This is a genomic window from Rhodococcus sp. IEGM 1351, from assembly GCF_030056875.1.
GTDB lineage: Bacteria > Actinomycetota > Actinomycetes > Mycobacteriales > Mycobacteriaceae > Rhodococcus_F > Rhodococcus_F opacus.
In genome coordinates this window covers 1-13,296 of the sequence record NZ_JASHKU010000047.1, presented here as the reverse complement: position 1 = coordinate 13,296, position 13,296 = coordinate 1, and the positions used below count along the sequence as shown (strand labels likewise).

12 protein-coding genes are annotated in these 13,296 nt (G+C 65.7%); 3 read left to right on the top strand and 9 right to left on the bottom strand.

Going from position 1 to position 13,296, the window contains the following annotated elements:
• Nucleotides 1-19: 19 nt before the first annotated feature.
• Nucleotides 20-1,426, bottom strand: coding sequence for a DUF2252 domain-containing protein (locus tag QM806_RS39280; protein WP_005562224.1), 1,407 nt, complete (start codon nucleotides 1,424-1,426; stop codon nucleotides 20-22).
• Between the two features lie 209 nt (nucleotides 1,427-1,635).
• Between QM806_RS39280 and QM806_RS39275 the strand changes: the two genes are divergently transcribed.
• A complete protein-coding gene (locus tag QM806_RS39275) occupies nucleotides 1,636-2,085 on the top strand; it encodes a PucR family transcriptional regulator (RefSeq protein ID WP_005562226.1) in 450 nt (149 codons plus the stop codon).
• Between the two features lie 332 nt (nucleotides 2,086-2,417).
• On the opposite strand, the gene QM806_RS39270 is transcribed toward QM806_RS39275, so the two are convergent.
• The 3 genes from QM806_RS39270 to QM806_RS39260 are packed head-to-tail and all read right to left on the bottom strand — an operon-like array spanning nucleotide 2,418 to nucleotide 5,583.
• On the bottom strand, nucleotides 2,418-3,608 hold the full coding sequence (locus tag QM806_RS39270) for a YbfB/YjiJ family MFS transporter (RefSeq protein WP_005562228.1): 1,191 nt from the start codon (nucleotides 3,606-3,608) through the stop codon (nucleotides 2,418-2,420).
• 41 nt (nucleotides 3,609-3,649) lie between these two features.
• Nucleotides 3,650-4,549, bottom strand: coding sequence for a LysR substrate-binding domain-containing protein (locus QM806_RS39265; RefSeq protein ID WP_005562229.1), 900 nt, complete (start codon nucleotides 4,547-4,549; stop codon nucleotides 3,650-3,652).
• A gap of 5 nt (nucleotides 4,550-4,554) precedes the next feature.
• Nucleotides 4,555-5,583 (bottom strand): nitronate monooxygenase, encoded by a 1,029-nt coding sequence (locus QM806_RS39260; RefSeq protein WP_054246838.1) that lies wholly within the window; start codon nucleotides 5,581-5,583, stop codon nucleotides 4,555-4,557.
• A gap of 105 nt (nucleotides 5,584-5,688) precedes the next feature.
• On the opposite strand from QM806_RS39260, the gene QM806_RS39255 reads away from it, so the two are divergent.
• Nucleotides 5,689-6,558, top strand: coding sequence for a LysR family transcriptional regulator (locus tag QM806_RS39255; protein ID WP_005260614.1), 870 nt, complete (start codon nucleotides 5,689-5,691; stop codon nucleotides 6,556-6,558).
• Here the strand turns inward: QM806_RS39255 and QM806_RS39250 are convergent.
• From QM806_RS39250 to QM806_RS39240, 3 genes are read right to left on the bottom strand one after another with little or no spacing between them, the layout of a single operon-like run.
• Entirely contained in the window at nucleotides 6,546-7,235 is a 690-nt protein-coding gene (locus tag QM806_RS39250) for a pyridoxamine 5'-phosphate oxidase family protein (RefSeq protein WP_054246804.1), read from the bottom strand. The genes QM806_RS39255 and QM806_RS39250 overlap by 13 nt on opposite strands.
• Nucleotides 7,232-8,608, bottom strand: coding sequence for an MFS transporter (locus tag QM806_RS39245; protein ID WP_054246802.1), 1,377 nt, complete (start codon nucleotides 8,606-8,608; stop codon nucleotides 7,232-7,234). Before QM806_RS39245 ends, QM806_RS39250 begins: the two co-directional genes overlap by 4 nt.
• 58 nt (nucleotides 8,609-8,666) lie before the next feature.
• Nucleotides 8,667-9,656, bottom strand: a complete 990-nt coding sequence (locus QM806_RS39240; protein ID WP_005260617.1) for an NAD(P)H-dependent flavin oxidoreductase — start codon at nucleotides 9,654-9,656, stop codon at nucleotides 8,667-8,669.
• 298 nt (nucleotides 9,657-9,954) lie between these two features.
• Here QM806_RS39240 and QM806_RS39235 point away from each other — a divergent pair, with 298 nt between their 5' ends.
• A complete protein-coding gene (locus tag QM806_RS39235; RefSeq protein WP_283294942.1) occupies nucleotides 9,955-11,280 on the top strand; it encodes a hypothetical protein in 1,326 nt (441 codons plus the stop codon).
• Between the two features lie 191 nt (nucleotides 11,281-11,471).
• On the opposite strand, the gene QM806_RS39230 is transcribed toward QM806_RS39235, so the two are convergent.
• Together QM806_RS39230 and QM806_RS39225 are read right to left on the bottom strand one after the other, a co-directional pair.
• On the bottom strand, nucleotides 11,472-11,927 hold the full coding sequence (locus tag QM806_RS39230; protein ID WP_043787586.1) for a DUF8820 family protein: 456 nt from the start codon (nucleotides 11,925-11,927) through the stop codon (nucleotides 11,472-11,474).
• 42 nt (nucleotides 11,928-11,969) lie between these two features.
• Nucleotides 11,970-13,124, bottom strand: a complete 1,155-nt coding sequence (locus tag QM806_RS39225) for a DUF6745 domain-containing protein (protein WP_415651121.1) — start codon at nucleotides 13,122-13,124, stop codon at nucleotides 11,970-11,972.
• Nucleotides 13,125-13,296: the final 172 nt, after the last annotated feature.

Below are 13,296 nucleotides of genomic sequence, written 5' to 3'. Positions count from 1 at the left end.
ACGACAAATACACACCGATTCACGTCAGCGGCTCACACGGCAACTTCCCCCGCTTGACCGCGTCGACCAAAGTCGCGTGGTCGCGTTCGGTCTGATCCGCATAGGCGTGCGCGAACCGGCTCAGTGCGACGTCGAGCGTGTCCGACTTTCCGACGTAGCCGCCGATCATCGACGCACCACTGGTCCGCGCGTGGCCCTTCGCGAGCAGGCGCCCGCAGATGCCGGCGTAGTCGGTCAGCGCTGCCGCGCTGAGGTGGTCGATCGGGATCGCGCCCTTCATGTTCCGGAATTGCCGCACGTAGTACTGCCGGCCCTCCACTGTGGTCCAGCCAAGCAACGGATCGCTGACGGTCTGCAGGGCCTGCTGGTACTCGACAACGCGCCGGCCCTGGTGGTCGTGCCAGGCGGACTCGCCGTGTACGAAGCGCGCCACGACGGAACGACGCGCCTGCTTGAGCTGCAGGAACACCACGTCGTCGGCACTGCTCCCTTCGCACAGCACGACGTAGGCACGCAGTCCGACGCTGCCCACGCCGACCACTTTGTGCGCGACGTCGACGACGGTGTAGCCACTGAGCAGTCGTGCCCAGTGGCTGGGCAGCGTGGTGAGGTATTCGTCGAGCCCGGCGGCGATTTGCTCGGCCTCCGCCTCGGACACCCGGGTGATCAGCGGCGGCTCCTCCACGATGCGCCGGCCGGTTTCGTCCTGCTCGGTGAATCGAGGCAGCGCCCGGTCGCTGACGCGGCGCCGAGCCCGCTCCGCGGCGCGGGTGATCTCGTGGCGCAGCGACTCGTCCGACGCCGTCGTCTGCAGCCGGTCGAGGTCGAGTCGCTCGAACGAGCGCGCCAGCAATGGTTGTTCCGCGAGCCAGCGCACATGCTTGCGATAGGTGGCGACGCAGGACTGCACCGCACTCTCGCACTGCCCCTCGGTCGCCGAGTTCTGCCGGCCCGCCACCCAGATGCTCGCAGTCAAGCGGCGCAGGTCCCATTCCCAGCCGCCGGGATGTGCCTCGTCGAAGTCGTTCAGATCCAGCACCAGGTCACGTTCCGGCGACGCGTAGAACCCGAAGTTGCCCAGATGCGCATCCCCGCAGATCACCGGCTGGATTCCGGTCACCGGCAGCCCGGCGAGGTCCTGGGCCATCACGATCGCGGTGCCGCGCAGAAAACCGTACGGCGAGGCCGCCATCCGCCCGACCCTGACCGGTATGAGCGATTCCACCCGACCCTGGTGCGACACACCGATCTGATCCACCACATCGGGGCGATCGTCCGGTGCGCGCCACTCGCCGAGCGCGGACCGCGGTGTCTGCTTGCGCAGGCGTTTGCCGAGTGCGTACCGCTCCGCCCTCGGCGTGGCCCGGCGGCGCAACGACGCGAACGACTGCCCGTCGATGGTCGGCAACACGATGTGCGCGTCCACGGTTGCGCGCCGACGTCGAGGATCGGGCCGTCCATCACGGCGTGCGGCTTGTCCGGGTTGGCCACGTTGCGCATCAGACAACTCGATCACCGTCTCTTCGCTGTGTGCAGTAAGGATGCGTGCAGCATATCGACGGGTACCTCACACTCGCGGCGAACGGTCACTAGCCGTCCACCCGGTCTGTCGATCCGCTCGACCATGTCGCCGCGGTGGGCGGCATCGCCGAGCAGATCAGGGAGCTACCTCGATTCCGGACCGAGGCGGTGTGCACATTGCAGTACCTGATGCGTCAGCAGTCGGTCACGCGAGACAATCCGACTCCCCAGCTCCCGGCAGCGGCTGTGTTCGAAGACTATTGGACCGAGCTCAACCTACTCGAGATCGGCAAGTACACAGCCGACAAGCATCTCGACAAGTTCGACGTCATCGATGCGATCCGGGCGTACGACGCCACCCACCACACCGACTTTCTGATCACTCTGCGTGCGTACTTCGATTCGAACGCGAACGTGTCCACAGCGGCCGGCCGAGTGCATGTCCACGGCAATACCATTCGGTACCGGATCACCCGCCGCACCGAGGAGTTCCATATCGACTTCGACGATCCGACCACTCGCCTATGGCTGTGGCTCCGACTCGTTTCGACAGACCTGATGTGAGTGGAGGCATGCGGGGTGGGTCCACTCCCCCGCGCTGTACCGGCTCTGGGACGTGACCGTTGCAGCCTGCACGCCGGGTGCCGGGAACGCGAGAATTGTCAGCGCCATGGCGCCGATGACGAGGCCGGCGAGACAGGCCGCGCCGCCTACGCTCGCGCGAATTGCGTGAAGTGGTTGAAATCTTCGACCTCTGTGTTGACTCACCATGACGATCTCCGTGTGCTCTCGACCGTGCCGCGGCGCCGGCGACGTGAAGCCAGCATGGCCGCGACTCGTCGTGACCACATCGGCCGAAGTACGCGTGCGCATACCTGCTTTTCGACTACCACTCCTCATTCGACCGTGGCTCGCTGACGAAACCGGGCGGTCAGTACCGCGGCGGCGAGTGCTGCCGCCAGAACGATGCCCGAAGCGACGAGCAATGCCAGGTGATAGCCATCGGAAAGCAGTGGTGTGACGATGAGCGGGCCCGCGATCTGACCGAGGCTGTATCCGGTCGTCAGGATCGCGACCGCGCGTGGGAACTGGAGGTGAGCGCCGATCGTCAGCGACATCTGACTGATGCCGAGGAATGTTCCCCCGAACAGGAAGGCGGAGACCAGGGCGGGCCAGATGCCGCCTGCCACCGCGGGCAACGCGATGCCGGCGGCCTGAATGACGAGTGCGATCACCAGCAGGATCGGGCGAGACCATCGTCTGCCGAGCAACGCCCAGAGTGGACCGGACGGTAGCGCCGCCAGCCCGACGAGTACCCAGGCGCCACTGCCGGCGAAGCTGCCTGCGGTGTGGTCGATCGCTGCCACGAGAAAAGTGCCGGCGATGATGTACCCGACGCCCTCGAGGGAATAGCTGACGAAGAGCGCACCGAACCGGCGGTGCCCCTGCTTGTGCGATCTTCTGCGCTCGGCCGGCGGCGCAGTCGGAGCGCGTTCCGGTGTGAGAGTCCACGCCGCGAGGGTGCAGATCAGGGTCAGCAGTGCGGCCGCCCACCACACGGAGCCCCACGTGCTCACCGACCGCAAAATGAGGACGACGAGCCCGGACAGGGCAATACCTGCTCCGATTCCGCCGAACGCCCAACCCGACAGGTGTGCCGCGTGCCCACTCAGGTTGGAGTGCATGGCGCTGACCGCGATGACGAAGACCATCGCGCTGGTGGCACCCGCAACACAACGCAGTACGGCCCAGGCGGTGTCGTTCGATGTCACCGGCATGAGCGCCAGCGTGGTGGTCAGGATCAGCATCGAGACACGCATGGCTGCCGCCGAGCGCATCAAGCCGGGTAGGGCGATTCCGGCCAGCGCGCCGACGAGGTATCCCAGATAGTTTGCCGTCGCCAGAGCGGCGCCCGCCGACGGTGTCAATCCTGCCTGGGCCTCCATCAGAGGGAGAACAGGCGTGTAGACGAACCGTCCGATGCCCATGCTCGCCGCCAATGCGGCCCCGACCTGGCCGACCGTGATCCACGGCGATGTCGGCGTGCGGAATGCGGTCAGCTCGTCGGCGCTGTCTACTGCGTTCATGCGTTCTCTTTCAACAACATTCGGTCGGCGCGTAGGTCCCTCTAGCGAGCCACGGATTTCAGGGAAGCCGGGCGGCTGGACTCGTGGGTGTGGAACAGGAAACGCGACATCGCAGGGGTCATGGTGGAATCTTTACGGCGGATGAACAGGGTTTCCGCGCGCGAGTCGGCCGGCGCGAGGTGATGCACCTTCAACGCCGCCGCCAACGGCGAAGTGGTCACCACGCCCAGCGGCAGCAGGGTCACGCCCATCCCCGCGGCCGCACACCCGAGGATGCCCTCGAGAGTTCCGAACTCGAGGACGTCCGGGCTCGGCACTCCGTGCTGCTCGAAGAGCCGTTCCAGGCGGGCCCGGTAGGCGCAGCCGGCCCGGAGGACGAGAACCTTGTGCCGCCGGCCATCGGTCATTACGGAGTCCAGATCGGCCACGCGAACACCGCTCACCAGCACGAGTTGCTCGATGAAGACCTGCTCGGCGACCAGGTCCGGATGCCGTACCGGGCCGCAGACGAACGCGCCGTCGAGTCGATGCTCGATCACCTGGGTGGTCAGCGCGTCGGTGGTGTCGGTCGCCAAGGTGAAGTCGACTCGGGGGCACTCGTCGCTGAAGGCGGCCAGCACCCCGGGGAGCCGCAACCCGGCGGTGGTCTCCATGGAGCCGATCGCCAGTCGTCCACCCGGCTCGTGATCGTCGCTGACGACCTGCGTCACTTCCCGCACGAGCTGAGTGATCTGTTCGGCATAGGGCAGCAGACGTTCGCCGGAGTTCGTCAGGGTCACCCCACGGGCATGGCGGCGGAACAGTTCCACACCGAGTTCGTCTTCGAGCGCGCGGATCCGTGAGCTGATGTTCGACTGAACCGTCAGTAGTTCCTTCGATGCCCGGGAGATTCCGCCGGCGCGGGCCACGGCCAGGAAGAAGTTCAGATCGCCGATGTCCATGAGAATTACCGCGTTTCACTCCACAGGTCCCGAACGATCTCCCCTGCGGGGGCCGAACGAGCACTGCGATAGCCGGTGCCGGCCCAGAGTGCGAGGCCGTGCGGGTCGCCGGCGGCGCCTGCTGCGGCCCGCAGCCCACTGGTCAGCAGGTGTACCTGTGGATATGCCGCCACCGCGTGAGCATCGAAGTCGGTGATGAAGTCATTGACCAGGCCACGCGCGGGACGACCGGAGAACGCGCGGGTGACGACGGTGTCGGTGAAGCGGGCGTCGTGCAACGCGGCCCGGTGCGCGGGTTTGGTCCCTGCCTCGTCGGCGTCGAGGAGAGCGGTACCGATCTGGACGGCGGTGGCGCCGGCCGCGAGTGCCGCCGCGACGTCTGCTGCGGTCGCGATCCCACCCGCCGCGATGATGGGAAGGTCGATTGCCGAGCGGGCCGCCTCGACCAATTCCCTCGTCGAACGTGGGTCCGGCTCGGCGCCGGGGTCGAGCGTCGCCCGGTGCCCGCCCGCGTCGACTCCTTGTAGACCGATCGCGTCGACGCCCACCCCTGCGGCCGAGCACGCCTCGTCGACATCGGACACCGTGGCCACCACGGCGCTGCCGGCGTCGTGTAACCGATCGACGACGTCCCGCGGTGGAAGACCGAAGGTGAACGACACCACGGGAACGGCAAGCTCGACCGCGAGGCCGACCTTGGCGTCGAAGGCGTCGTCGTCGAAGTCGACGACCTCCGGCAGCGACACCTGCCAGTGTTCCGCGAGTCGCTGCAGTCGCGCCCGATAGGCCTCCACCGCGGCACGGTCTGCCAGGGGGCGGCCGGGGACGAAAAGATTGAGTCCGAACGGTGCACTCGTCAGCGCGCGGACCGCGTCGACCTCACGCCGAACCGCATCGAGGGTCTTGTACCCGGCCGCGAGGAAACCGAGGCCACCGGCGGACGAGACCGCGGCAACGAGCTCGGGCGTGCTCGGTCCTCCTGCCATGGGCGCCCCGATGATGGGAATTCGGAGGCCGTCCTCGAGATCGAACACCAGGATCCTTTCGGTCGATGTGTGCGTGGTCTTTCCGTTTCTCATCGTGCACCGCCGCAGTGCGGAGCGGAAATGCCTCTTCGGCCGGATCTATGCTTGGGAGTTATGTCCATCGAACTGCGGCATCTGCGGGCGGCCGTTGCGATCGCCGAGGCAGGCTCGTTCACCGCCGCGGCGAAAGCTCTCCACATCACCCAGCCGGCGCTCACCCGAACGGTGCAGCAGCTCGAGACCTCACTCGGCGTGCGATTGTTCGACCGGACCTCGCGGGCACTTGCCCTCACCGAGGACGGTGCCGGGTTCGTCGAGAAGGTGCGCGTCATCCTCGGCGATCTCGATTCCGCGGTTGCGCTGTACACCAACCGATCCCTCGTCCTCGGCTTCAGTTGGCTCCTGCCCGATCCGTGGGCGCAGCAGGTGATCGACGACGTCGAGAAGAATTCCCGCGCCACCGTCGTTCCGCGACGCTACGACGACCCCATCGCCGCACTGAACAACGCCACCGTGGACGCCGCCGTCGTCCGCCGGGATGTTCCCGGCGACGAGTTCGTACAACATCCACTGTTCGAGGAGCAGCGGATTGCGGCGGTCTCGACTGCGTCGCCTCTCGCGACCCGAGAATCGATCGACTGGGCCGAGTTCGGAACGCTTCCCCTGGTCATCAATACCCTCAGCGGCACCACATCCGAAGATCTGTGGCCGAACCACGACGGCCCGGTGGTGACGTGCTCGAACTTCGACGACTGGCTCGAGTTGATCGCCGCCGATCGGGGTGTCGGCACGGTTCCCGAAGTGGCCCGCAGGCGGGTAACCCATCGGAACGTCCAGTTCATCCCGCTGGTCGGTGCGCCGCCCGCGGTCGTGAGGTTCGTGTACCGCCGCAACCGCGCGACGCCGCTGCTGCGAGTACTGCGGGACGCCGCGATCCGGCACTCTCCGCCACCCGGCAGTGCGACGGTCGGTCAACGCGACTGACCGTCGTCGGTGTGCCGGCGAAGCCGGGCGACTTCCCGCTCCAGTTCTGCATTGCGGGATCGCAGTCGTTCGATTTCTTCCTGTAGACCCTTGCGGGCCAACGTGAGCGACTCCCGCATCCGCGCCTCGCCGTACTTCGGCGGGATGTTCTTCGTGCAATTCCGGTCGAGGGCCTCGACGTGGATGACGAACGCGCGATCGCATCCGGCCTTACCTGACCCGCCGGGTGTGGTGAGGAGCCGGGCGATGAGATCCGGATCGTCGGCACGCTCGACGACCTCCGCTCGACCGTAGACTTTGACTCTGGTACGGGTGGGGTAGTCGATGAAGAAGAGAGCCACTCGGTCGTTCTCGTCGAGGTTGCCGACCGTGACGAACTGCTGATTTCCCGAGTAGTCCGCCAGCGCAATCGTCGTCGGGTCCGGCACGTGCACGAAGCCGGGCGGGCCGCCTCGGTGTTGGATATAGGGCCACCCCGAGGGTGTCACGGTCGCGATGAAGAACGAATCGGTGGCTCGGATCAGGGCAGTGACGCGGGTGTCCAGTTCGTCGGGCAGGCCTGGGTCGTCCTCCTGCGCCCGCATGCGCCCGTACCAGTTGATGCTCCCCGTCGCCTTCTGCCGCTCGGCCACCGGAGCAGTGAACGCGATCGCGCCGTACCGGGTCGGGTGTCTCATGACGAGTACTCGGAATCGATCTGCTTCCACGCCCTCCGGACTATCGGGCTGTCCACGCCGCGCCGCAACGTCAGCACGAACACCACTGCGGTGACCGTGGTTACCGCGATGGGGTAGATCAGCCCGGCGAGCACGTTCCCGGTCGCGGAGTTGAGCGAGAGCGCCACCAGAGGGGTGAAGCCACCGAACACGCCGGTCCCGATGTGGTACGCCAGCGACAGTCCGGTGTAGCGGATCTGTGGTGGGAACAATTCGGACAGGAATGCCGCGGTGGGCCCGTAGACCATGGTGACGAAGATGACCTGAATCGTCAGCGGCACGATCATCTGGATGTGGTGGTCCTCGACCGCGGCGTCCCGGACCCACTGGAACAGCGGGAGGTAGCCGACTGCCGAAAGTACCAAGCCGCACAGGATGATCCGAGTCCGTCCATACCTGTCGGACATCTTGCCGAAGACGACGAAGAACGGTGTCGCGATGACCAGGGCGATTCCGACCGAGACATTCGCGGTGAGGAAGTCGATCTTCAAGATCGTCTGCAGGAAGTACAGCGTGTAGAACTGGCTGGTGTACCAGGCAACTCCCAGCCCGGCCGTGATTCCGAAGAGCACGACGAGCAGCAACGCGAAGGCCGGCTTGTGCGCAACCGCATCCTTGATCGGTGAACGCGAGAGGTTTCCGCTCCGTCGCATCTCCTCGAACACCGGCGATTCGTGCATCTTCATGCGGATCTTCAGCGAGAACAACACCAGGACCGCGGACAGGAGGAACGGAATCCGCCAGCCCCACACACTGAATGCCTCCTCGCCCAAGCCGACCCGGCAGAGCACGATGACGCCGATCGACAGGAGGAGGCCACCGGTCGCGGTGGTCTGGAGAACACTGGTGAGGGCTCCGCGTTTCCTCGCCGGCGAATTCTCCGCGATGTAAACGACTGCGCCCCCGTACTCTCCGCCGATCGCGAGACCCTGCAGCAGCCGCAACATCACCAGCAGTATCGGCGCCAGAATCCCGATGTGGTCATAGGTGGGCATCAGTCCGAGCATCGTGGTGGCGCCGCCCATGATGAGCAACGTCGTCATGAACGTCTTCTTACGGCCGACGCGGTCCCCCATTCTGCCGAACACCATGGCGCCGATGGGGCGTACGACGAAACCCGTGCCGAAGGCGGCAATCGTGACGAGAAGTGCTGCGGTTCCGTTTCCTTCGGGAAAGAACATCCCGGAGAAGACGACTGCGAGACTGCCGTAGATGTAGAAGTCGTACCATTCGATCAACGTTCCGACACTCGACGCGGTGATGATCTTGCGAAGGCTGCTCTTCGCGACACCGCTCGCGAGAGCGGGTGGTGAAACGGACTGGCTGGTGGTCATGGGGAATCCTTCTCCGGGACGCGCGGGGTGAGGGTTGGCGAGGTCGCACCGATGGGCGTTAGGAGCCGATCGCCGCCAAGTCGTGGGACGTGCGGCCCAGGATGGCGTCGGCGGTGTCGACCATGTCATCGATGATCGACACGACGGTGTCAACACGATCGATCTGTCCGACGACCTCACCGACGATCAGATTCGCGACGTCGTAGTCCTCGGCCTTCACTGCTGCCCGGAATTGCTCCTGCTTCTCCTGAAGCACGCCCCGGAGGCCGGACTCGTCGCCGTGCCATCGGCGGATGAAGTCGTTGTGCAGGACTCGGCCCGTGTATCGAGTCGGCCAGGGCTTCTCACGCACGATGTCGAAGGCGCTCTGTCTGATCGTGTCGTCCCCACTCGCCCGTAAGGCACGGTGCTGGGCCGCGCGGGGAATTGCCGCCTCCTCGGCCGCCCAGAACCTGGTCCCGACGAGGGCACCGTCCGCTCCGAGGGCGAGCGCGGCCGCCAGGCCTCGGCCGTCGCCGATTCCACCGGCTGCCAGCAGCATTACCTCCGGGGCCTCCCGCGCGAGAAAGTCGGCGATCTCCGGCACCAGGGTGAACGTCGATCGGGTTCCTGTTCCATGACCGCCCGCCTCTCCCCCTTGAGCAGCGATCACGTTCGCACCTACAACCACCGCCCGGCGCGCTTGTTCGAGATTGTGCACCTGGCAGATCAGCGGGATACCCGCGGCACGAATCGCAGGCGCATGCGGTGCCGGGTCGCTGAAGGAGAGGAAAATGGCCGCCGGACGGTGGCCGATCGCCTTCTCGAGGAGTTGGGGCTGCTGCGCCATGGACCAGGTGATGAAGCCACAGCCGACCGCCTCGGTCGTCACGCGGTCGAACTGATCGTGCAACCAGGACTCGTCGCCGTATCCGCCGCCGATCAATCCCAGCCCACCTGCCTCGGCCACGGCAGAAGCCAATCTCCAATCGGAGACGTAATCCATCGGTGCAAGGACGATGGGGTGTTCGATTCCGAATTTCTCGGTCAGGCGATTCTGCAAACGCATGCTGGGCTCCTCCACAAATTTCCGACGTGTCGCAGTGTGTCCCACGTGCTGCACGTCACACCGGACGGCTTTGCGACAACGCTAGAACCCGGCCGAACAGCGGTCCAACAGTTTGTACCGATACCTGCGTTCTCCAGAACAGAACGCTCGCGCGACCGTACGGACTCGTGAAATTCTCTGTCCTGCACTGCACTAGACTACGGACCACTCGAGCAACCGAAGGGCCGAGCTCCCGCACTTCGATACGGGACAGGTCGATCTGGGTTACCGTGAACATCGACTTGCCGAGGGAGCGATCATGGTCGAGGACGGTGCCCGGAGATGGCGCGACAGCACATGGTTCGACGTGGTCGTCATCCTTTCGACCATCGCCGCCGGAACCGTGGTGGCCGGCCTGCTGAACGACCCTGGGACCGGTGAGCCCACCGCCGACCGCGAGTACTCCTACGTTTTCGAAGCCGCGCCGTACCCGGCGCAGATTCCGGGGTGCGATGTAGTCGAGCCGCCCTCGGACCCTGAACGCGTCAACTTCGCCACCGTCGGGTCGGGCGAGTACGACAATCCGAAGTATCCGTGGTTCTCGATGGCGAAGGCGGCGGCGATGACGCAGGCCGCCATCGACGCGCTACCGAACTCGACGGAGTTGGCTTTCGCCAGTCAAAGCCAGTCCCTTCAGTTCGAGCCGATCGCCGATTACGACCCCTCCAACTTCCCGCAGGAGGGGGACGCGGACCTGTTCAGCGGGTCGACCAACGCCCGCGGCTCGCTGGTCCGAGACGGGCACGTCGGTACCGTGACCGTCGATGTCCGGGCATGGGACCGCCCCATCCTGCCGTGCGTGGCAGGAGCGCTGGATCGACGCGACACCCGCCCGGACGGCACGGTGCTCGATTCGCTGGACACCTGGTACGAGATCAACGGCGTCCGCACACTCGAACGAACTGTCGTCGCTTACCATCCCGATGGCACCCGGATCGTGGCTACCGCCAGCGACGCCGACAACACCGACCCGAAGGCGCGCACCCGGCACAGCGGACAGATCCCGTTGACCCTCGAGGAATTGACCGCGATCGCCACCATCCCGTCCCTGACGGTGACGGCGCCGGTCATCCCGGCCGTGCCGCTGATGCCATCGTGCGGCGCAGACACCGATGGGAACGGGCCGGAGCTGACCCGCGAGAAAGTGGCCCGTCTCGATCGGGCACTCGAAGCCCGGTGGGCGACCATGCCGGGCAACAACGACCTCGCCCTGGATCGGCCGATCGGATCACTTCGATTGACCGACTTCGGCAAGGACAACGTCTGCGAGGTGATCACCGTGACATCGGCCGCCGGAGAGGGGCGCCTGGATATCGCCGTCGTCAGTGGCCGGTCCGCGCCGTCACCGCAGGATGAGTACCTGAACGAGATCAATCCGGATCGCATCACCACCACGTCGCCGGACGGAGCCACCGTCACCCGCGCGGACTACCCCGCCAACGGCGGCAGCGCCTACTTCTCGATCACTCTCCCCTCCACCCAACAGGTCATCATCAGCACCACCCCCATCGGAGGGTCCATCGTGCCGATGACATTGGAGCAGATCGAATACCTGGCCACCGCACCCGAACTCGACCTGGACTGAGAACCCGAGTACCGGGACGCACGTGCCGCCGTCGATGGCACTGCGAGCGGTCACCAGACAGTCGCTTTCACCACCGGCCCCCGCGGCCACCGTGCCCGGGAGGTCCACGCGTAGGGGTCCGTAATCGACAGCCGCGCGCGGCATTCCCGATACCGGTATTGATCCGATTGCTTCGGACGAGGTCCCGAACGCTAATCGGCGACCAACTGCGCCCTCCCGGAAGTCCGCCCGAAGCTTTGTTCTCGCTGCCGTCCGATGACATACCGGCCAGGGGCGATGCCGGTGGCTCCGTGCTCGGGGTGGATGAGGTAAGCCGTCGCTCGGCTGTCGAGGATACCGAGCGCGAGACGCCTGGGGTCGTTGACGGGCGTCGACCATGTGCAGCCCCCTTCGTCAGCGACCAGGCTGTGTGGGTTCCCGCCAGCAGCACTACGCAGCAACTCCACTCCCGAGAGCGGTACGTTCTCCGACCGTGTCCACGGAGCGGACGAGACGATGTCGGCGAGAAGCGAATACGGGATCACGATGAGATCTCCCTGTGCCTGCAGACCGTCGACGACGGGTATGGACACTTCCTGGGCGAGATAGTCGAACACATCGAGGCCGGTGAGGGCAGTGAGAGCGGACAAGGTCATGGTTGCATTCATGCGAGTCACCTTCGAGTTCAGGGAGTCAGGTTTCGGTCTTGTTCAGGTGCGACGAACGAGGCGGGCGTAGTCGGCGCCGCCGAGGCCGTAGGTCCAGCCCGCGGCGTCCAGTGCGGATGAGATCCATGTGGGCACGTGAAGCCCGTATTGTCGCCGACGTCCGTCGCGTTCGGGAGAACCGTTGATCGCGAGCAGGATACGGCCAGTGCGCCCCCAGCCGTCCGGGGTCGCGTAGAGCCGCAGGGTGCAACCGGCATTGCCGGGATCGTCGGCGTGGTCGACCAGCGCGAGGTCGGCCGTATCGATGTAGGTGTCCCACCCGATGCGCTCGATCGCGCATCGGCGAATCTCGACATTGCGTTCGCGCGCGATGCGTTCGGCAGTCGGGTCGTGGACGACCCAGTCCGGGACGATGGTTCCGTGCAGAACGAACACTGCATCGCCGTCTTGGAATTCGAGCGCCGGGGAACCCGAGTGGTGCAGCCGGTGTTCGTTGTGCACACGACCCGGTATGGGCTCGGAATGAAGGGTGGTGGGACGCTCTGCCATGACACATACGCCGTCGAACGCCCACCACCATCCGGTTGCGCAAGTCAACGCGATGTTGGCGTCGAGTAGCGCCCCGTCGTGGGAGTGGAATTTCGCGAGGCCGAGCCGACGGTACGTGTCGTAATAGGCGACTCGGTGGGCTTCTTGTTGTCCGTACCAGGTGACACCGAGGACAGCTGGAGGCAGAAGCGTCCGTATCGCAGCTGCAACCCCGTCGAAAAGCGTGGTGTGCAGCGAATCCCAGACGGTAGCTCGGATGATCCGATCGGGGCTGATGCCGACGCGGGCGGCATCCGCAGGCGGCTTCACCCGTGCGGTCTCGACCGCCCGGCGTTCGTTCGGCCAGTCGGATATCCTCCGCTTGATGCGTGCGTCCATACGTTTGCGTGATTCCGACAGCATGGTTGCGATACCGGCGGTAGCGCCATGGATTCCGTTGCCCTCGAGCGACATCGGCATCGCCAGGCCCTCGGCGGCGATCAGGCTCGATCCGGCTGAGGGAGACGGAACCCAGACGAACTCCGGCTCGCGGGATTTTGATTGTCGATACAGCTGCGCGACAGCCGATTCCGCAGTGGTGCGATCGGAGGGGTGTGCGCACAGCCCGTGCGTGAGCCATGCATCGCGCACGGCCTCGACCACGAGAATCTAGTCGGAGAGGGGATCAGCGTTCTCGGTGAATGCCGCTCGGGGTCGAGCCGCCGAGCGAAACGGGGCGGCGCTCACGCGACGGTGGCGGTGTCCGCCTTTCCGGTAGTCATAGTTCTAGTAGTACTTTGTTAGGTAGGGAAGGTGTGGTGGCACAGTGGGCAGGTACCGA